General features: G+C 38.4%; 6 protein-coding genes. 1 reads left to right on the forward strand and 5 read right to left on the reverse strand.

Annotation, left to right across the window (positions count from 1 at the left end; all coding sequences use genetic code 11):
- The 5 genes from IEW45_RS03085 to IEW45_RS03105 all read right to left on the reverse strand — a co-directional run.
- The coding region (locus tag IEW45_RS03085) for an FIDD domain-containing protein (RefSeq protein ID WP_188619776.1) at positions 1 to 3,042 on the reverse strand (3,042 nt) is incomplete at its 3' end.
- Between the two features lie 215 nt (positions 3,043 to 3,257).
- A complete protein-coding gene (locus IEW45_RS03090; protein WP_188619777.1) occupies positions 3,258 to 6,251 on the reverse strand; it encodes an Ig-like domain-containing protein in 2,994 nt (997 codons plus the stop codon).
- A 101-nt stretch (positions 6,252 to 6,352) separates the two neighbouring features.
- On the reverse strand, positions 6,353 to 10,708 hold the full coding sequence (locus IEW45_RS03095) for an Ig-like domain-containing protein (protein WP_188619778.1): 4,356 nt from the start codon (positions 10,706 to 10,708) through the stop codon (positions 6,353 to 6,355).
- 87 nt (positions 10,709 to 10,795) lie between these two features.
- The gene (locus IEW45_RS03100; RefSeq protein WP_188619779.1) at positions 10,796 to 12,190 is read right to left on the reverse strand and encodes a peptide-N-glycosidase F-related protein; all 1,395 of its coding nucleotides are present in this window, start codon (positions 12,188 to 12,190) and stop codon (positions 10,796 to 10,798) included.
- A gap of 96 nt (positions 12,191 to 12,286) precedes the next feature.
- On the reverse strand, positions 12,287 to 16,231 hold the full coding sequence (locus tag IEW45_RS03105; RefSeq protein ID WP_188619780.1) for an ATP-binding protein: 3,945 nt from the start codon (positions 16,229 to 16,231) through the stop codon (positions 12,287 to 12,289).
- Between the two features lie 497 nt (positions 16,232 to 16,728).
- On the opposite strand from IEW45_RS03105, the gene IEW45_RS03110 reads away from it, so the two are divergent.
- The gene (locus tag IEW45_RS03110) at positions 16,729 to 23,721 is read left to right on the forward strand and encodes a RemA C-terminal-like gliding motility protein (RefSeq protein WP_188619781.1); all 6,993 of its coding nucleotides are present in this window, start codon (positions 16,729 to 16,731) and stop codon (positions 23,719 to 23,721) included.
- Positions 23,722 to 23,872: the final 151 nt, after the last annotated feature.

Below are 23,872 nucleotides of genomic sequence, written 5' to 3' on the forward strand. Positions count from 1 at the left end.
ACCAGGGTCTAAATCGGTGCCGAGTACTTCTCCGTCTTTGATGGTTAGGTCAAAGATTGCCTCTCCGTCGGTGTCGTCACTGCCGTTGTCGCACAGCTCGTAGTCACTTGGTAGTTGTGCTTCGGGTGTCGGGTGTACAATCAGGTCGAGTGTTACGATGTCGAAGCATTCGGTTTGACTGCTTTGTACGCGGATATACAGGGTTTGTTGCCCGTTGCTGGTTTGGGCTTGTATGTTGCTGTAGTTTCCGGTGTTGGGTATTGGGTTGGCATTGTATGTGGCATCTGCTTGGGTTTCGTGTACGGTGATGTCTACGTTTCCGCCCAGGGCGTTGCTTATTTGTTGTAGTACGGGGTCTATGTTAAAGATAGCTACCTGGTCGTTGTTGAAGTCGCATTCTTCGAGTGGTGCGGGTTGGGGTGCTATGGGTGCGGGCAGTACTTCGAGTTCCACGGGTGTGATGGTGACACACAGGGTGGCTTGGTCTACTACGCGGGCATAGATGGTGCTTGTGGGTGCGGTGAACGGGCTGCTTAGGTTGTCGTTTCCGCCGGCTATTGCTGCGGCTTGGTCGGTATAATAGTATACGTCGTAGCCGGATGCGCCGTCGATGACTACGGGGGTCATCTCGGGGGTTTCGAATTGGCCTTCTCCCGGGATTTCTTCACAGGCGTAGAAGGGTTCTAGGTTGGGGTTGATTACGGGTAGTGGGTTGACGATGATGTCAAAGGACCCTATGCTGCGGCATCCGAAGTCGGATACGGCGGCTACCCAGATGGTTTCCCCGCCCGGGGTGGTGTTTTGGTAGGCTTCGGGGGTGGTGATTGGGTTGTTGCCGCTTTGGGCGTCGTTTTGGCTTGTATAGTATTCGGCGGTTACTCCTGCTGCGCCGTAGGTGATTTCGGCTTCACGGGTGGTGAGGTCGAAGGTTTCTACTCCATCGGGTGAGTTGTTGTCGTCGCATAGTTCGTAGTTGCTCGGGGTTGGTAACTCGGGTCTTGGGTGTACGATGAGTTCCAGGGGTTCTACGCCGGCGCAGTTGGTGGTGTTGCCTTCTTCTGTGACGCGGATGTAGATGGTGCCGGTGATGGCGGAGTAGTTGGCTATATCGGCTATTGGGGTGCCGCCAAAGGTTGCGCCGTCTTCGGTTTCGTGGAAACTTATGGTGTAACCGCTCTGGTTGTTTATTACTTCTGAGACTGCAGGGGTTAAATTGAATATGGTGTAACCGTCGTTGTTGTCGTCGCATTCTTCTAAAGTGGTTACAGGGAAGGTGGTGGGAGCTTTGTTTATAGTTATGCTTACTGTAGTACTGCTTTCTGAAATACAGTTTTCAGCATCTTCTGCTACAGTATATGTTATATCATGAGTTCCTGCAATACTTGATGTAAGGTCTATGATTCCTGAATCAGCATCTATTACTACACCTGCTGATGCTGTAAATGTTCCTCCTGTCGTTGCATTTGTATCCATTACAGGGGTTACTGTATTTTCGCTTTCACATACTTCACTTGGTAAAGTGAAATCAGTTATAGGTGTTTGTCCTTCAACTATTGTCACAACTAAAGGAACTGCTGTACTTTGGCAACCTTCATTTGTTTCCTGAATAACGTAATAGGTTGTACTGCCTAAATTAGAGGTGTCAGGTGTTGGTGCATTTGGTAACTCTGAACCATTTAAGTAATAAAGAATTGTATTGTTTGGGTTGTCTAAAGGAACATCCAACGGTATTGCTGTTTGATTTTGGCAATAAGTAATATCTGTTACTGTAGGGTCAGGAGGGTTATCTCCTGTAAAGATTACTTCTATTGAACTTGTACAATATTGTGTAGTCCAATCAAAATAATAACTTCCCTGAGCAGTAAAACCAGATATTTCGACATTATTAGCTGTAGGATCTGAAAAAGTAACAGGTGAAGGGTTATTAACATCGGCTGACCATGTTCCCGTTCCTGCTGCTTCAAGATTAGCTACTAATTCCCCACAATTTAAATAAAAGGGGCTTGGAGTGATTATACCGTTATTTGCTGTAAAACTAATAGAGTCCAGAAAATTTCCTACACTGGCTCCGCCTACACTTGATACTGACTGAAATATAAAACGGGTTACTGTTTGCCCGGCGGGTACAGTATATGAACCTGTATTATAACTCCATGCGGTATTACCTGTAGAAACACTGGTTACAGGGCTATATGGTCCTCCCGGAGGTCCTGCAAGTAGCTGACAAGTATCTGTACCTTGCCTTCCCCTATGGGCAAAACCGTAATTAAATACAGTGGGTTGTGGTGTTTCATAATCCTGATATACACCTGATACTACATTAGCATTTAATTCGATAAACTGATCTCCACTGTACGAAGGTATATTTTCAAAGTTAGGAGCCTGCCAAATTTCCATCATCTGATCAGAAGCAGTAGTTCTCCACCCCTGCATAGTATTGTGATTAACAAATTCAGGATAAAGTGAAGATGCTAAGTCAGGTGATTCAAAATCATAATTTATAGTAGTAATTAAACAATCTGTTTGATTATTTCCTGATGGTGGCGGGGGAGTAGTTATACAAACATCGAGCGTATTACTAAGGCTTGGCACTGATGTGTTGAAATAAATTTTTACTTTATATACTTCGCCTATTGTTAAATTTGTTGCATTAAGTACATTATTTTGGCTACACGAAAGCTGTGTTAAGCTCCCGCAGTTTCCATCATACAATACTATAACGATGGGTTGTGCCGTTCCTGTGAAATTAGAAAGGCTGATAGTTTGCGATGTGGAAGTTGCTGTAAACTCATACCATATATCTGCACCATTTTGTGAAGTACAGTTATCACCTTCTGTTGATGTTGTAGCTTGAGTAAATGTAACCGTAGTACTGTTAGTACATGTTTCATCAGAATTAACAGGAAGTGGAATTGATCCCGAGCAATTGTTATTGCTGGGAGGCAATAGCAATTTATTTTTGGCAAAACTATAATTACATATTAATAGTATTAGAGTAAAAGCAATAGTTTTTATTTTATAATAATTCTTTTTCGATTTCATGGGTAATGCAATTTTTGCTTGGCTTTCTTCTTTTCTTTTTTAATACTAGTTTTTTTGATTTTCAGGGTGTATTACTAATTGTTATTTCGAGTCTAAAAATAGAGCAAAATTCTTATATAGAAATTGCAGGCTACCAAAATAATGAAAAACTACTATTTATCATTTGTTGCTATCTATGAAAAAAGGTAGCCTGCTCATTCTGTTTGTTTAAATAACTATTGCTGTCTGTTTATATAAACCCAGCCTGTTTTATTTTTACCTGTGTTTAACTGTAAAGAATAAAAGTAAGTACCGGTAGGCAGTTCATCTCCATCGCTAGATTGACCACTCCATTGATTTGTATAATTACCGTAGCTGAATACTTCTTTACCATAACGGTTAAAAATACTTATACTGGTTACATTAAATCCGGTAAGGTCAAATGTATCATTCATATCGTCGCCGTTAGGCGAAATACCACGAGGTATTAAACAAGCTATGCTATCTACATTTTGTATTAGTGTTGCAGAACAACTGTTTCCTGCCACAGGAGTTATTATAACGGTATAGTCACCTTCCTGTTCAGCCTCAACTGTGCTTTCGGTACTTATTACAGTGCCCGAAGGGTCGAGCCATTGGATAGTTACATCATCAAAAGTATAATTTCCATCCAGTGAAACTTCCAGTGTATAAGCAGCATCTACACAGCCTCCTATAATTCCTAAAACAGGTGTAGGTATTATTGCTATATCAAAACTACTTTCGTCAGTACAATTACTTCCCGGTGTTTGGGCATATATATAAATAGTTTGATTGGCTGTTATTTCTGCCCCTGCCGTAAGCATATCTCCTGTAGCTCCTGTACCGGTATAATAATTATTATTAGCACTAAGAGCCGGTAATATATAAGAATCACAGGCGGTTTGGTTATTTATTAAATCAGCTTGTGGCATTGCTATAATTGTTACTGTAAGCGGAACTCTTGTACTTTCACATCCGTTTGTTTCCGATTGGCTTACATAGTATGTTGTAATACCTGCCACAGATGTATCAGGTGTTGGGGCTTCGGATAGTGGTGTGCCTCCTGTTTCATCGGTATACCATATTGCTGTATGGTTTGCCAGTACATCCGCCGTAAGTGCTGTTGCTGCTGTCCCCTGACAATAATTTACATCAGTTACTGTAGGTGCTGGTGTGTTGATGATTGTAATACTAAAACTACTTTCGTCATTACAGTTTGTACCTGCAACCTCGGCATATATGTATATTGTTTGGTCGGTTGTTATTTCATTACCAGCCGTAAGCATATCCCCTGTACCTCCTGAGCCGGTATAGTAATTATTGTTGGCACTTAATGCCGGTAATGTATAAACACCGCACTCATTTACATCAGGTAAAATGTCTGCTACCGGCATTTCTGTAACAGTAACAGTTATGGCTGCTCTGGGGCTTTCGCATCCGTTATTGCTTAGCTGACTTACATAATATGTTGTAATACCTGCTACAGATGTATCCGGGGTAGGGGCTTCCGCTAAAGGTGTACCTCCTGTTTCATCGGCATACCAAATTGCTGTATGATCAGTTAAAATATCAGCAGACAGTACTGTTGCAATATCTCCTGTACAATAGTTTACATCGGTTACTAGGGGTGCAGGAACATCGCCACCGGCATAGTTTATTACTATGGTACTGCTGCAAAAAGGCGTACTCCATTCGTAATAATAGTCTCCGGAAAGCGTAAAGCCTGATATTGTAGTGGAATTACTGTTAGGGTTTGCTATTATAGTAGGTGCAGGGTTTGTGCCCAAAGGAATCCAGGTACCCGCGCCTATTGCTTCAACATCTACTACGGGATCTCCACAATCCGCAAGAACAGGACTAGGTGTTATTATACCTGTACTTGCTGTAAAAGATATAGCATCTAAAAAGTTACCAATTGTAGAACCTCCGGTACTGCTTACTGATTCAAAAATAAATCGGGTAACTGATTGTCCTGCAGGTACTGTATAAGTTCCGGTATTATAATTCCAACCGGATGTATCTGCAGTAGAAGTAGTTACTGTTGTATACGGTCCTCCGGGAGGTCCTGCCAGTAATTGACAAGTATCAGTACCCATACGGCCTCTGTGTGCAAAACCGTAATTAAATACTGTTCCTTCAGGAGCGGTATAGTCCTGATAAACGCCCGATACAAGATTAGCATTTAATTCTATAAATTGGTTACCACTATAAGAGGGTACTCCGTTAAATCCTGTAGACCAATATTCCATCATCCCATCTGAGGCTGTAGTTCTCCAGCCCGGTACAGCGTTTTGATGAAACATTCCCCAGCCGCCTAAATCAATTTCAGGTTGTTCGAAATCAAAATTTATTGTGGTTACCAAACATTCATTATTACCTTGACTAGCATCAGGGGTTGTAACGCAAATATCGCAAACATCACTTAGTAAAACCGGAGTACTTGAGTTAAGTGTTATTCTTACTTTATAAGTATTACCTGTTGTAAGCCCTACTGCACTTATACCATTGTTAGTGTTGCAGTATAGCGGTGCACCCAGCGTGCCACAATTGTCTTCGTAAAGTGATAGGGTATAGGGCTGTGCGGTATTATTACCTACCGTAAAGTTGCTCAGTGTAATAATATGAGATGGGTTTTCAGCTACAAATTCATACCACACATCTCCGCCATTAACACCTGTACATACGGCATCAGCAGAAGGAGTTGCTCCTGAAAAAGAAACATCTGCAAAATCTACACAGTTAGAATCTGGGTTTACTGTAAGTTCGGTGGCTCCCGAACATTCATCATTAGTAATAGGCGTTATACATGTAATAGTAGCCATCCACCCTGTATTAGGATTTAATCCTGATGTAAACCGGAATGTTATACAGCCACCAGGAGTTGGGGAAACAATGGTTCCCGGATTGGTTGCTGAGTATGTTCCTATTAAAGGAGCAGATGTATCTGTACCATCATAAGCATAAAGGAAATCAACGTTTCCGTTTAATACGAATTGAGTGAATTCAAATCGTAAAAGGTCATTGGCACTATCAGAACAAAAAGTCATAGTACGGTCTTCCTGTGGGCCATAGTTAACAAATTGCCCTCCTGAGTCGGTAAATGTACCTGAACAGGTAGTTATATTGGCACCATCAATCATACTATAAGTCTGCCCTTGCATAATGTGAAGTGCAAAAAGACAAACCACGGTGAATAATAACTTTTTCATAATTTTTTAATGTTTTTAGGTCATATAGCCTTGGTGTGATTAAAAAGCCAATGCAGATATAGCAAAACTATACCTGCATAAGCTTTAGACAGATTCAATAATTACTGTTTCAGCACTTTAACTGTACTGATATTATTATCAAAATGTATCTTAACTATATAGTAACCTGCTTGTAAATTTTGAAGGTTAACGTTACTTGATGTTCCTGTATATACTTCCTGACCAATCATATTATACACTTTAACCTGTTGTATTTGGTTTGTTGTGTTTATATACAATATATCTGATACAGGATTAGGATAAACAGAGAATTTGTCTTTATTAAATTTTTCGGTTGATAATGGAATGTTTATGACTATTTCTATTTCATCGAAAATAGTACCATCAGCGTCTGATGTTGCTCTTACAGTTACAGTACCGTTTGCTATTGCCGTTACCACACCATTTTCATCTACTGTAGCAAATTCACTTCCTGATGTTATCGTCCATGTTACATCAGTATTCGTAGCATCCTCAGGAGTTATTGTAGCTATAAGCTGTAAAGTACCTCCTTCGGTAGTAATTTCTGCCGGAGCATTGTCTTGTACTGTTACGGTTAAACCTGTTACCGCTACAACTTGGTTAGAGATTGTTATCTCTATTTCGTCATAAACAGTACCATCAGCGTCTGATGTTGCTCTTACCGTTACTATACCGTTTGCTATTGCTGTTACTATACCATTTTCATCTACCGTAGCAAATTCACTTCCTGATGTTATCGTCCATGTTACATCAGTATTAGTAGCATCTTCAGGAGTAATAGTAGCTATAAGCTGTAAAGTACCTCCTTCGGTAGTAATTTCTGCTGCTGCATTATCTTGTACTGCTACAGTTAACCCTGTTACAGCCACTACCTGATTAGATATTGTAATCTCTATTTCGTCATATATTTCTGAGTCGCTTGTTAAAGCTGCTCTTACTGTAACTGTTCCGTTACCTATAGCTGTTACTAAACCGGTATTGCTTACTAACGCATATTCAGCTCCGTCAACTATAGTCCATGTTACCTGTTCTGTTTCCGGTGTTACAGTTGCTTCCAGTTGTAATGTACCGTTATCTGTTGTTATTTCAGCAGGGACATTATTTTGTGTACTAACTGTTATACTAGGGTTTTGTTCTTCTGTAATAACAATAGTGTAATCATGGAAGTTACCGCTTCCTTCTCTGTCAAAAGTATCACATGCCTGACCTGCTGTAATAGGAGGGTTTGCAGCATTATCTCCCCAAACAGCAACTACTCTCATTCTATACGTTCCCGGAGTAATATCTGATGGTAATACAAATGAATTTTCAACTATTTCTACAGGGTTAACCCATTCCGGCGTGCCTGCAAACAGCATTTCTCCTGCATCATCAAAATCTCCATCAGCATTAAAATCAGCATATATTGCAAAGGACATCCAGTTTCCTAATGTTATAGAAAAATCTACTGTTTCTCCTATTTCATGTGTCGTACTTAATGCTAAGTAATCATAATCAAGACAGCTTGCAGTAGTAGCATCATTGTTTATATCTCCTATGGATACGGTTCTTAATCTGTAATTTCCACATCCAAGACCTGATGTAAATACAGGTGTACAATAACTGATTTCCTGACCTGAAACGGTGATTGTAATTGTATTACTAACAGTACCGTCAACGCTGGATGTAGCTGTTACAGTAACAGAGCCGTTGCCTGTAGCAGTAACTAAACCATTTTCATCAATAGTAGCGAACTCAGAACCTTCTGTTATTGTCCACTCGACTGATTGTGAAGCTCCTTCAGGCAATACAACTGCTTCCAATTGAAGTGTGCCACCATTTGTTGTTATTTCAGCAGGAACATCGTTTAGCGTGTTTATAGCTAATGTTTCAGGGTTTACTGTTTGTGTAGCCTGCGTTTCGCAGATACTTAAAGCAATAACAGCTGTTGTAGTAGCATCATTACCCGAAGTTTCTTTATTGAAAGTTACAGACTCTATCAGTTTGTTATGATTTTCTTCATCTAACAGAAATTCTGTTTGGAAAAGCTGCGTTTGTGTTAATCCGCTAAAGCTGTTAACCGGAGCCCAGGCAGCTGTTGTTATTACTGAAACTCTACCAATACTTCCCATAGCTACTGTAGAAGCGTCAGGGCTTGTTGACCACCAGTCTGAAGCATTTTGTGAAGCAAAAGTTTGAGAAGAACCATCAGTAAAATTAACTACTACATCAACATTATTACTGCCTTCGGCACTTACCCACGCTATATAAAGTTTCTCGGCTTTTTTCTGCTCCGTCAGTTCCAGAGTGCCGGTATTACTGGTTGTGTTTCTTAAAACTAAAGCATTATTACCTGTGTAATCTGCTATTTGATATGCTAAACCTTCTGTAGCACTGCTTTCTATATATCCGCTGTTAGGAAGCCCACCTCCGTATGCTGCTGCGCTTGCTCCTGAAAAGTGCGGGTTAGTTGGTACAAAATCCTGAGCATAAAATGCGTTTGCCGCATCTATTTGGTGGGTTGCTTTTTCATTAGCATCACCTCCTGTACCTTCTGCTACAACATCATGGTTAAATCCTGTAAGTGACAATGGTGTAAATACACATTCTCCTGATTGAACAGACTCTGTACTTTCGGCACTTACCGCTAATAGGGATAAACGGATTTCGCTGCCCCATTCGGCTGTCTGGTCGCCATCAAAAGAGAAAGATAAACTTGTTATGGTTTTATTTTGGTTCGCTTCGTCAATAGCTATTGTATATTCGTAAAGTCTTGGGTTTGTAGCATCACCTTCCAGATTGTTGTTTGCTCTGTTAACCCTGCCCATACCTTGTATTGCTGCTCCTGTACCATTGTACCAGTCTGATACGGTAACTGTAGCTGCCTGTGTGGTACTGTCATCAAAATTAACCGTAACATTTAACGGTAAATATTGCACTCCGCCTCCTGCCATAGCAGTAAGTAAATATAAATTACTGGCATTTTCTACCGAAAGTTCAAGTGCTCCTGTACTTGTTCCTGTACCTACATAATCAGGGGTAAGAAATAATGCATTATCTCCTGAGTAATCAGCAAGCTGAAATGTAACACCGGGAGTAAGAGCGCTGTTTATTAAACCATCAGCGGGTAATCCGTATGTTGGGAAACCGGATCCTGAAGTTTCCTGAAAATCTAATGACACTAATGCTCTGCTGTTTACTTCATCAAAGCCTATATCTGAGCTTGCAGAAGCATCACCAATACCATTCGCTATAATATCATGGTTAAAGCCTGAAGTAATGGTTACCGGGTTAATAGTTGTTACGGGAGTTTCTACCGAAGCATTAAGGTCATATTCCATCATTACAAGTTTTCCCAGACTGTTATCTGAAAAAACTAATAGTAAGTGGTCATCTGAATTAACCTGTAATGAGTTATATGTAGCTTGTCCTGCAGAGATATATCCATCTCCTATTTGTTCCCAAGTGTTTTCTGATTCATTATAGCCTACTACATAGTTTTTAAGAAAATCGACATCTTCCCAGTTGCTAACTGCAACATAGGGTGTACCGTCAGAACTAACAGCTATACTCACGTGTTGTACTCTTCCTGCTGTAAAATTTGCAGTACCTAATTGTGTCCAGGAAGTACCATCGTATTTTTTTACATTTAGTTTTTGTCCTCCGGCTGAATTGGAAACATAAGCTAAATAAAGATTATCATTATCATCTACAGTTATTGCTGATTTGTAATTTTCTGAATCAGAAGCAGGAGCGATATTTGCTTCTCCGCCTGTAGGTATCCACTCCGTTGAGGCGTCTGCTGTTACATCATTTTCATATACATGTACATAACCATTGCTATTAAAACTAATATACATCTTGTCATTAGAGTCTATAACAGCATCTATAAAGAAAGGTACTCCTCCTGCAAAGCCTGTTGTACCAACCTGCTCCCATGTACTGCCTACATATCTTTTTACAGTACCGCTATCCTCGCCGTTTGCAACCAATAGTATATCGCTATTACTTACGGCACTGGTTTGGTGGTTAATTCCGTTTTCTGTAGGTTTCGGTAATTCTGTCCATGATGTGCCGTCAAAAAGCCGAACTTCCATACCTGAATCAGGCCAACTGCTTTGATTTGTGAAATATACATTTCCGGAGTTATCAATACTAAATGAGTTATAGTTGGCATAGCTATCTGTAATACCTGCTGTACCGCCTACATAGCTCCATGCACCATCAGAATATTGTTGAACTGTTCCTTTTGAAACAGAAAGATCATAATAGGATACATAAACTGTTCCGTCTTCAGTTAGAGCAGTACTTACAGAACCTCCTCCTCCGGCAGAGAAGCCTGAAGATGGATCTATATATTCCCAGCTTTGAGCATTTAAACCTGTATAAAACAAGATTGTTAGCAGGGTAAGAAGGGTTTTACTTCTCCCGTGCAGACTTAAGGTAATTTTATTCATAACATAGGATTTTTAGGTTAATTATTCTGGTTGTAAAAGTAATAATTTTTATAAAGTCTAAATAAAAATAAAAGATTTTGTAAGTTTTTACTGTTTAACTACTTTGCTTATAGCAATTTGGTTATTAGCAAATGTGATTTTAACTATATATAAACCACTTTGCAGTGTTGAAAGGTTTAATATAGAGGATTTTGATTGTAATACTGTTTGTCCTGTAATGGAAGTTATTGTTATATTTTTTACAGTTTCCTGAGTATTAATACTTAATACATCTTTAACAGGGTTTGGTATTAAACTGTATTTTGGCTTTTCAACAACAGTTGCATCAAGAGTTTCACTATAGCTTTGTAAGTATACGGACATTGGGAACTCTCCTTGGTCTCCGCTAAACACTGCGTCGGGTACATCTATTTTAAATGAGTGTTCTCCTGCTGAAAGGTCTCCAAGATCTATTACACGGATAGGAATTTTATCTCCTGGGCACCAGTTGCTGAAAGACGCCCATTCAGCTTCTGTTCTCGGGCTTGGTCCATATATTCCGTTTCCTTGTGTATTGTATTCTCTAAATGGTTCGCAAGATTCTCCTCCCGGCTTATAACTTAATGCCAGCTCCTCATCAAAGTATATATAATGCCATCTTCTGATGTATTCTTCTCCTCCTGCATTAGCTCCGTGGTTTGATGTTATAAGGTGTAGTTTTGCGTTTGGTACATCTTCTTCAAGCGTAAATGTTATAGTTCTTACTGTTTCTCCTAAAACATCAGTACCTTCAAGTGTGTAATCCCTAAGTAGGTATTTAAAAGAAAGAGGCAGTAAAAAGTTATCTCCATATTCTACTGTAGTATCTAAATCGGTTACAAATTCTAAAGTACCGTAGAAAACATCATTTCTGCCGGCACAACCTGCTACTTCTGTATTAGCAGCGTATGGAACGCCAAATAGTTCTAATTCAATCCAGATATCGTATTCTGCTAAAATTGTCTCATCTTTAAAAATCTGAGCAACATTATCTATTGTAAAATTATAGGGTACTTCATCAGGTTCTATATTTTTATTCATAAAAGGGGTGATGTATCTGCCTATCTCTATTCTTTCTACTTCATCATAGGTATATGATTCCTGATTTTTTGGTACAAATGCTATGTTTGCACTACCAATTCTGTCATAATTATCACATGCAGCTTTAATAGTAATATTCATTGTTAATGTATTGCCGAAAGTTGCTAATTCATCTTCGCTAAGTTTTCGGGTATAGCAAGAATTACTAAGACGTAGTATTCCTTCAGGAACAGGTTCATTTACTGTTTCGGCATATCCATCATAAAACAGGATTTCATCAAATACAGTAAAGGTAGAAGGATATTCCTGGGCAATACTTTTTGATGCGCTACTTATAAGTACAGTTAGCATAAAAAGTTTTACAATACTCTTAAAGTTGATTCCTTTTACATAAGGATTAAAAGGGAAAGTAGTTTTATTCATAGTTAAAGTAAAGTTTAAAAAAATGTTAAAGTGTAAAACTCTAATTTTTTTAACATTAACTATGTAAAATATGTTTCAAATACTGTAAATAATGTTTCAGTTTATATTTTTTTGGCTGTATTCCGTAGGGGTTACAGCGTATACCTCCTTAAAACATTTACTAAAGTATGATGGGCTTCCAAAGCCTGTTTTATATGCTACTTCTGATATGTTATAGTTTTCCTTTAATAGTAAAACTGCTTTTTTAAGGCGATATACTTTAATTATTTCACCTGTACTCATGTTGGTGAGTGTTTTTACTTTTCTGTGTAAACTTGTTCTGCTCATATTTAATTCTGCAGCCAATTCTTCAACATTCAAATTTTCATCATCTAACCTTTTTTCTATAACATTATATACTTTTTGTAAAAAAACATCTTCTACTACATTTTGCTTTTCTTCAGTTTTTTCATCATCAGGTAGCACTTTAAATTTTCTGTAGATGTAGTTTCGTTGCTTTTTTTGTAATTCAAGCCTGTTTTCTATTCTCATTAATAATTCTGAAATATTAAACGGCTTGGTAATATAGTCATCTGCTTTATAAGACAATCCTTCCAATTTACTTTCGGTATCTGATTTGGCAGTTAGGAGTATAATGGGGATGTGGTCTGTATTAATATCTTCTTTTAAAAACTTACACATTTCAAACCCATCCATTTCGTCCATTAAAACATCACTTAATATTAAATCAGGAATAATTTTAAGAGCCATATTAATACCAATTTTACCATTTTCTGCATGGTATATATTGTAGTAAGGCTTTAGGCTTGTAGCTATAAAAGAGGCTAATTCATAATTATCTTCAACTAAGAGTATTGTTGGTTTATTATTTGCTGTTTCAGTTAAATTTATTTTTTCTTTTATTTTAGTATTTTCAGGATCATTAACTGTAGTTTGGTTGCTTATTTTGTTGTATGGCAGGAAAATATTAAAAGTAGTTCCGTGATTTTCTTTTTGTATTGAACTATTTACATTTATTGCTCCTCCTTGTAATTCCACAAGTTCTTTTACTAGTGACAGCCCTATCCCTGTACCTACTTCTTTTTTATCAGACTCGATATGATAAAATCTTTTAAAAATATTCTTAAGTTCATTTTCCGGAATTCCTTTACCTCTATCCTCTACTTGTAGCGTAATACCTTCATGTTCTTCTGTTAGTTTTACGGTAATAGTATCTTTATTATTACTATACTTAAGTGCATTGGAAAGCAGGTTGTATAAAATTCTTTCTACTATTTCCGGAGCAAAAAAGTATTCAGCTTTTTGAGGTCCTTCAAACCTTATACTGTTATTTTTAATAGCAGCTTCTTCACTAAATAAGCTAATTACCTGTTTTATTTCAGATATAATATCCCCCCAACGCATGTGTGGTTTTAAAGCACCTGCCTCCAGTTTAGCTATATCCAGTAATTGATTAGTAAGATTTAAAAGGTTATTGGCATTTTTTGTTATTATAGACAGGAGGTGTTTTTGTTGTTGTTCTTCTTTTACTTTTTTTAGTTGTTCCGCAGGTCCCATAATCAGGGTTAGGGGAGTTCTTAATTCATGTGTTATGTTAGAAAAGAAACGACTTTTAACTTCATCCATCTCTTTAAGTTGTTCCGTTTCTTTTTGTTTTAGCAGTATTTCATTTTTTATTAACCCTTGCTTTATACTATATTTTATAAACACTATAGTTATGAATAGTGCTAAAAAAATGTAGATACCAAATGCCCACCACGTAGCCCACCACGGAGGAGATATTTTTATAGCGAGTGATTTTACTATGGTACTCCACTTTCCTGTAGTATTAGTAGCATTGGTTTCAAAAATGTAATTTCCCGGAGGGATTTTTGTATAAACCGCTTCTTTTTTATTTCCTGCAACTACCCAGTTATTATCGTAGCCTTTTAATCGGTATCTGTATATTATATCTTGCGGCTGGCTAAATTCCAGTGCAGCATACTCTATTGCCAGTGTATTTTGGTTATAAGGTAAAGCAATACTTGTTATTGTATTGAATGGTGTTTCAGTCTCTGTATTAAAGGAGAGGTTATTTATTTTAATTCCTGTAATTGCAATATTAGGGTTAAAATTATCTTCTTTTATTTTCAGAGGATCAAATAGTACTCCGCTCTCAACACCTCCAAATGCAACTTTACCATTTGGGAGGTATAATTGATGATATCTGTTAAACTCGAAACAGGGCAATCCATGACGTTCTGTAAAAGTTCTGGTTTGGCGTGTTTCAGGGTTAAACCTGCATATACCTTTATTAGTACCCATCCAAATGTAGCCTGATTCATCTAACAGGATAGAATATATAACATTATCAGGAAGACCATCCTCTACAGAAAATAAAGTGCTTTCATAGGTGTCTTTAGAAAAACGAATCAAACCATGGCTGCTGGCAATCCATAAAATATTTTTTTCTTTTTCATCAGGTATGCTACCATATAATTTTTGAGAAGGGATTTTATATTTTTCAGTATCACCGGAAATACGTGTAACTATATTTGTAATTAGATTGACATTAATTAATCCGTCATATTCTGTAGTTATCCATAAATTATTATCGTCAGCATATATATTACTAGGAGAAACCCTATAGCCAATTACGCTTTTTAATTGAGAGCCGGAGAAAATTATTTCCCATGATGAGGCTTCCTCTTCGTATCTGTATATAGTATTCTTTTTGTCTATTACTATAGGAGTTTTGTTTTTAGATAGTGTTATACCGGCTATTTCATTAGAAACAGTAGGCGAGGTATCAGGTAAGGAAGGGAGTTTGTATAATTTATTTTCAAAAGTGTAAAAAAAGCTAACAGTTCGGTTAACGGCTATCCAAATTTTATTTTTTTCACTATCTCGAACAGATCTTAAATAGTAGGCAGGAGGCAAATCACCTCGTTTTGACGAGTTGATATCAAAAAAATTGTAAAAAGATATTTTCAATTCTTTTTCAATTAAGTCTACTGCAAAATCTTCTTTATATTTAAAGGCTTTAAAGTCTGTTTTTAAGTCAACCAGATAAATACCATCAGTATTGGCTCCCAGCCAAATTAAACCTGATTTATCTACTAACAGTGATTGAGTTTCACGACTATTATTTATAACTACTTTTTTGGTAAAGCCTGCTTTTTCAGTATAACTGTAAAGAGTTCTGTTTAATTGTAGGTATTCTTTATCTGTATCAGCTTTAGCTAAAAGTTTTCCGTTAAAAGTAACTTCTTCAGGTAATTTTATTTGTTTAAATTCAATTTTTTCAGGAGTAAAAATATATAGAGATTTTTTCCCTATCCACATTAAATCCCCGTTTTCCTTTTCAAGGATAGAAGGTATTTCTTCGCCAAAATCAAATTTATAATCTGCATCAAACGGGTAGGGGGTGTTGTATTTAATAAATTCATTAGAGGCTGTGTCAAATTTATTTATAGCATTTTTACTGAGTACCCATATATTAGATTTAGAATCCTCTATAATAGAGTAAATTTCATCTGTACTAAAACTATATTCATCAACTATAGCTTTTGTTGTTGTTTCTTCTATAGCAGGTAAATTAAATTTACATACTTTACCATTTTGTGATATATACCAAAAAAAATCGTCTTGAGAAATTAACCATCCTCTTCTTGCAATTATTATCTTATTCTGGTCTAAAAAGTCTCTACTTATAATATGATTAACCTTGTGTGTTGTCATGTTAAACACATCAATGGCACCGCTATCAAAACGTAGCCACAAATCTCCGTTTTTCCCCTTTATTGAGTTAGATATAAAATTTGAAGAAATAGAGGAGTTATCTCCGGGTTTATTCTGGAAAATTTCAAAATTATTTCCATCATAACGTGCTAAACCGTTATGTGTACTTATCCATATAAAGCCTTCTTCATCTTCCGATATACCGGATACAAAGGATTGAGGTAACCCGTTTTTAACAGATAAATGCCTTACGTTTTGCGGGAAAGATAAAGTATATACTAATAAAAAAGAGAATAGATATATTAATCTTTTTTTAATCATTTTAAGATAAAATAACTTTGATTGATTTCTTTTTGTTATGAATTTTATCGCAATGTAGTTAATAATTTATGACTACCGTAGGGTAGAGGTGTTAAAGTAGGCTGTACGAAAAGTCTCTGATTTTTTTAAATAAATTACTCTAAAAGATTATTAAAAAATTGTTTAATACGTTATGAACTATACAACTATCATTTTGGGATTAACTATTTTAATTTCGAAATAATTGAAAAGACTAGAGTTCTTTATAGTTGTACTTGTCTTTATCCTATTATATAGTATAATAATATAAGATTACTGCTTAAACTGAGAGGTTATTTATTAAAGTTTTATTACAGCCTGAAAGCCCCATTCTCCTTAACATTTGTAATGTTTTTTAATAAAATTAATATAGTTAATAAAATTTTAAAAAAGTTAAAAAATTTAATGTAAATATACGATGTTTGTAGATTTATAAAAACATAGCAAAAAAAATATCTAATAATTAAATAATTAGCAAAATGAATAAAAAATTACTTTTTAGCTTAAACGTTATGCTAATGCTCTTCTCAGTCACTATTACCTCTGCACAAACTACAGTTTTTAGTGATGATTTCAGCACTTCAACCGGTAGCAGCTACACATCAACTAACGGTGCTGTAGGAACCAGTACAAGTTGGGCGCAAATTCGTAGCGGTACGGATATGGGTGCCAGAATCAATTCCGGATTTCTAACACTTACCAATGATGCAACGGGAGCAGGAAATTCTAATGGCTGGATTCTTGCCTATGTGTCTTCCGCATCCTTCAGTACTCCCTATATAAGTACTTTGAATAATAATCCGGGTATGGTTACCTGGACGTTCAATATGCGTCAGATTCGTTCAAACCCATCAGGCCCGGCAAACGGAAGTTATGCAAATGCTTTTGTATTGGCAGGAACTTCCAATACCACTGCAACAACAGGTTCAGGATATGCAGTACTATTGGGTAATAATGGTAAAACCGACCCTTTACGACTTGTGAGATACACTGCGGGTCTTCGTACATCAACGAATATACTATCATCTAATACAAGTGGATTATCAGATTTTGGAAATACGCATTTAAGTGTAAAAGTTACTTATACTCCAGGGTCTAACACGTGGGAACTTTTTGTAAGGCAAGACGGCGGTACGTTTAGTAACCCTGAATCAGGCAGCCTTGTTTCTCAGGGAACGGCTGTAAATAGTAGCTCTACAGGAACATCATTACCCTTAACAGGTGCGTTTTGGAATGCTTCTACTAAAAAAAACCAGACAGCTTATTTTGATAATATTGTAGTTAAGGTTACAGAACCGGTTATCACCTCTTTATCTCCATCTTCTGCAATAGCAGGTACCGGAGCTTTTACACTAACGGTGGAAGGAACTGATTTTACTCCTTCCAGCACAGTAAGGTGGAACGGTAGCAGTAGGACAACTACTTATGTGTCTGACACACAGCTTACGGCTTCAATCCCGGCTACCGATGTTACTACGGCAGGTTCTGCCAGTGTAACGGTAGCTACCGGGACGGCAACATCTAACACGCTGACCTTTATAATAGATCCTGCTGCAACGCCATCTATTTCAACCTCAACAACTGCACTCACAAGTGTTACCACGGTTACAGGAACGGCATCAACAACGCGAAGTTTTACAGTTACGGGAGCTAATCTTACCAATAATGTAACTGTAGCCGCCCCTGCAAATTTTGAGGTTTCTACCAGCAGTTCTTCGGGATTTGCCGACAGCATCAGCCTTACACAATCCGGCGGGACTTTAACAGGGCAACCCGTTACGGTCTACTCAAGAATAAAAGCTTCGGCACCTGCAGGTATTTATTCAGGAAATATAATACTCTCTACAACGGGCGGTACTAACAAACAGGTAGCAGTATCAGGTAAAGCCCTTGCTCTTGAGCCTGCAACCTCTGCTACCAATGTTACTTTTAATAATGTAGGGGCTTCTGCTTTTACTGTTAATTTTACTGCCGGTTCGGGCACTAACAGGTTGGTAGTACTAAAACAGGGAAGCGCTGTAACAGCAATTCCCACAGACGGAACATCGTATACCGCCTCTGCTACATTTGGTTTAGGTTCAGATATCGGTTCGGCAAGCTATGTGGTGTATAACGGAACTGCTTCTTCTGTTACAGTAACAGGGCTTACAGCCTCTACAAGTTATCATGTGGCAGTATTTGAATTTAACGGAAGTGCGGGAACGCAAAATTATAAAACCACAACACCTGCTACAGGCAACAGAACAACGCTTAATGCACCTTTAGGGCTACAGGTAGCTACGGCAAATACAGCGTATAAAGTAGATTTTGACAGTACTGTTGACGGTGTGAATAATGGCACTTATGCAGGTACAGGAGTATCCAGTGTTCCGGAATCGGGAGAGCTTAACTCGTATTCATGGGCTTTTACAGGCTTTACAGATGGTGCTGTAAACTATGGAGGGGACAGCGGAGAGGATACGGTATATGACTCGGGCAGTTCCGCAGGAGGGGAAACCGCTGGCGGTATTTATGCTTTTGAGGTAGAGCAGGGCAACTACGCTTTGGGAATACAGCCTTCCACAGGAAATTTTGCTCCGGGTAGCATTACATTCCGTTTCCAAAACCAAACAGGAAGTACCATTACCTCATTAAGTGTAGGATATAAAGTATATGTGTATAATGATGAAGCAGGCTCTAATAGCCTTAATTTAAGCTATTCTTCCAACAACAGCACTTATACCAATGCTACCGCTGTAAACCATACCACAACAGCCGTAAGCGATGCCGTACCGGGATGGAAGGCTTATTATAAAGTAGTAACCATTACCGGATTAAATATTGCAACCAATAATTATGGCTATTTACGTTGGAGCGGAACAACTGTTTCAGGTACAGCATTTGATGAAATTGCCCTTGATGATTTAGTGGTTGTAGCTAACCCTACCACCTCGTTTGCATCATTTGCCGGTAATGCCGAAACATTTACGGTTGCGGGTAATGCCGAACTTTCAGGAAATATAACCGTTTCGGGTACAACTACTTTCTCAAACAACAGTTGGTTGAATCTTTCATCCAGTACACTAACGCTGGAAGGGCAGGTTATCAATACCACTATAGGAGGGTTAAGAGGTAACGGAACAGGCTCATTAATAAGTTCGGGTACAACCAACCAAACTTTGAGCTTTGACCAGACTACGCCCGGTACAACTAATACCTTTACTAACTTTACAGTTAGTACAACATCGTCCAATACAGTTACTGCAGGAAATGTACTAAATGTTTCAGGTATACTGACTATAGATACGGACCAAACACTAAATATGGGCAGCAACGCTCTGGGAGGGGCATTATCTACCATAAGTAATGACGGAACCATTTCGTCACAAAATACCTCTGCTGCTCCCTGGACATCAGGCAGGACATGGTCAGGCACAGGGAAAGTTATACTTAATAATAGCTCATCAGCGCAAACGCTGGTTCCCGGTACGTATAATGATGTGACCATAAGTACCCCCGGAGGAGCTACAACTTCGGGTGATGTTACAGTAAATGGTGCATTAAATATTACAGTATCCAATCCTTCATCTTCAGCAGGTGGGCTGGCTACAGGAACTAATACTTTGTATATGGGAGGAGATGCCACTAATACAGGTATTGGCGAAGTTAGCGGTATTGTAACCCGAAATACAGGCATTATAAGTAATAAATTGTATACGTTTGGAAACCCATATACCTCAATACGGTTTGCGGACGAAGGTATATTGCCTACTTCTATGAGCCTGAAAATTACACCGGGTACAGCTCCGGCGGGTAAAACAGATGCTATTTTAAGAACTTATGATTTTATACAGACCGGCGGAAGCGCCACCAAAGCCGTTATCAGTGCCCGTTACCAGGATTCAGAGTTGAACAGCAATGATGAAAATCGTCTTGTGGACTGGGTAGTGGTTGTTTCTCCGTTGCAAACCATTGAACAGAGTCGTACCAACTACAGTACTACAAATAATTATGTTGAATTAGCTAACGTGAATGTTGCATTTTTTGAGAGCACTTTCGGTAACAGACTTTTAACATTAGCCGATGCAGAAGTAGCCACAGCAGTATGGAACGGATCGGTAAGCGACTCGTGGACTACAGCCGCCAACTGGACACCTAATGCCACACCTTCGGACAATACTAACGTAATTATTCCGGATGCTGCTACCACACCAAACGATCCAACATTAAACCCAACAGTTACTATAGGAACACTATCAATTGAAGCAGGAGGAATTGTAAATGCTCCTGATGACTCCCAATTAATTATTACCGGAAATAATGGAGCCTGGATAAATAACGGCACCTTTAACCCGGGAGGTGGTACAAGTACTGTTACTTTTAATAATACTACGGCAGATGCGACTATTGCGGGAAATACTGATTTTAATAACATTACTATTGCAAGCGGTACGTTATTGCGTACGCTTACCAATAATCAAATGAATATAGCCGGTACATTTACCAATTCAGGCACATTTATATCTAATGTTGTAGAAAACACGGTAGAGTATAGCGGTACTAATCAAACTATTGTTGCACCCGGTGGCAGTACTCCTGCCTATCATAACCTTATAATCAGCGGAACGGGTGCTGTTTTCCCAACGAGTTTAAACATAAGGGGCGACCTTACCCTTAATCAGACTGTTGATTTTACAGGAAAAACAATAGCCATGACAGGAACCGAAGCACAATCTATCGGGGGTACTTCAATGCCTGACTTTAATAATCTTACGATCAACAATTCGTCTGCTGATGTTTCGTTAGCTGCTGATGTAACAGTATCAGGTACACTTACGCTTACCACCGGACTCTTCAATATAGGAGATTATGACCTTACTTTGGGCGCAAATGCCGTGTCGGGTTCATTCTCATCTACCACCATGATAGTTGCCGATGGCGACGGGTTAGTGAGGAGACCTTACACAGCAACAGGTTCCTATACTTTCCCTGTTGGTGAAAAAGTAAGCAATACAACTTATTCACCCATAATAGTTAATGTAACTTCAGGTACGTTCAGCAATGCTTATGTAGGGGTTAATGTGCGTGATGCCGTACACCCAGACAATAATAGTATTGATGCTTACCTTACCCGATACTGGAATGTTACCCAAACAGGAATAACAGATGCTATAGCTAATATTACCGCTACTTATGTAATTGGTGATGCTGTTGGTGGCGAGGCAGCTTTAATATCGGCACAACTTGATGGAGGTTTTGATGTTGTCTCTAATCCGTGGGTAAAATTCAGTGCACTTTCTGGCAACACGCTAACAGCTAATAATGCTTTATTAACAGAAGGTCAAACTTCTGTATTTACAGGAATTACTGCTCAAAACATATCTGCACAAATAACTGGAGAAGGTACTTTCTGTCAGGATACCGAAGTTACCCTTACAGCTGAGGTAACCGGCGGTGATGCTCCTTACACCTATGAATGGAGCAATGGACTCGGTAGTGGAGAAACTGCTATACCTCCAACAGATACTGCCGGTACAATAACCTATACGCTTACCGTAAGAGATGCCAACGGTATTGCTTCAACAGATACAGCCGATGTAGTTGTTACAGAAAACCCAGAGGCAGGAACGTTATCGGCAGATCAGGTAATTTGTGCAGGCAGTACCCCAAGTGCCATTACACTTTCCGGATTTACCGGAACAGTGGTAAGGTGGGAACGCTCTATTACAGGTACTTTTACAAACCCTGCATTTATATCGAGTACTTCGCCTACCTTAACCGGAGCTGAAATGGGTAGCTTTACCACTACCCGTTACTTTAGGGCTGTGGTGCAAAATGGCTCATGCCCGGTAGTATATTCTAATGTTGTGGCCGTTACTATAACCTCTACAACATGGGACGGAAGCACATGGAGTAACGGTGAACCCGATGCAACAAAATCAGCCATATTTAACGGAGATTATACCGCATCGGCAGATATAGAGGCTTGTACCATACAGGTAAACGGCACGGCAAATGTTACCATCCCCTCCGGCTTTAATGTAACTGTTAACGGGGCAATAACAGTATCTGGAGGCAACTTTATAGTAGAAGATAATGCCAATCTTCTTCAACTTACAAATGCGGTTAATTCAGGTAATATCATAGTGTATAAAAACAGTTCATTGCTGTACAGGCTCGACTATACCATATGGTCTTCGCCGGTGGAGGGACAAAATCTAAAGGATTTTTCACTGTATACGCTCAATGACCGTTTTTATTTATATAACTCCCTTACTTCGTTATTTGAAACTACCGATCCTACCGCGCAGGATTTTGAACCGGGATATGGCTATTTAATACGAATGCCTAATTCAGACAGTGAGCCAGGCTACAATAACGGCTCAACACCTATTGTGTTTACAGGAGAATTTACAGGTGTACCCAATAACGGAGATATTAATGTGAGTGTTACAACGGCAGGCGACGCTTATAATATGTTAGGTAACCCTTATCCATCAGCAATAAATATTCATGCTTTCTTCGATACCAATGTGGGAGCTATAAACCAAAGTTCGGCGTTATACTTCTGGAGAAAAAGAAATAATCCTGATGCCACAACTTATGCAACCATAACTAAGCTTGCTTATACGGCTAATGATGCCGAGGGAGGCGATACCGGTTCATCTACTTTTGTGGGAGATCCTTCGGAATGGGTTATTAACACAGGTCAGGGCTTTTTTGTACAGGCAGAGAGTTCTTCAATAGTGTTTACCAATGATATGAGAAGGGCGGTTAATAACGGACAGTTTTTCCGCGCTCCCCAAACAGATGAACAGCCCTTGATATCAAGATTGTGGCTTAACCTTAAAGATACCCAAGGTTTAGGTTTCTCTCAAACCGCAGTGGGGTATACTGATGAAACTACTACAGGTATAGATTACGGTTGGGATGGAAAACTATTATCTGATGGCACAATTGCACTATATTCGCTTGCCGAAGGTCTCGAACTTTCGGTTCAGGCAAGGAATCAATTTACTATAGACGATGCTGTTCCTTTAGGGTTTATGGTTAGCGAACCCGGTATATATGTAATTGAAGCCGATCATTTTGATGGCGTTTTTGCAGAAGGGCAACTAATATATATTCATGATTTATATACTGAGACTTATACTGAGTTGTCTCAGGGAAACACTTATGAGTTTAATACCGATGCCGGTAGGTTTGATAATAGGTTTGAAGTTGTTTATACAGCCGAAGCTCTTGGTAATAATGATGTAGAAGCAGATCCAAATACAACCTTTATTTATAAGCAGGATCAAAACCTGATAGTTAAGAGTTCTTCAATGCTTAAATCAGTCTTTATATACGATATAAGAGGAAGGCTGATACATAGTAAAGCTGATTTAAACAAAAAAGATTATACTATAAACAACCTTGTTGCCGAAGAACAGATGTTGATTATTAAATTAAACACTGAAAACGGAACAATCTATAAAAAACTTGTTTATTAACTTATTTGTCATTCAGTACTTACAACAAAAAGGGATAAATCATTTCGATTTATCCCTTTTTTATATGATTCTAAATATTTTTAAACTTCTTTGTTTAAGTTTTTGTAAACTATTAAAAATCCCCATTTATAAGTACTTTTTCTCTTTTTTA

Origin of the sequence: Flavobacterium suaedae, assembly GCF_014642915.1 — a bacterium.
In the GTDB taxonomy this organism is placed as follows: domain Bacteria; phylum Bacteroidota; class Bacteroidia; order Flavobacteriales; family Flavobacteriaceae; genus Flavobacterium; species Flavobacterium suaedae.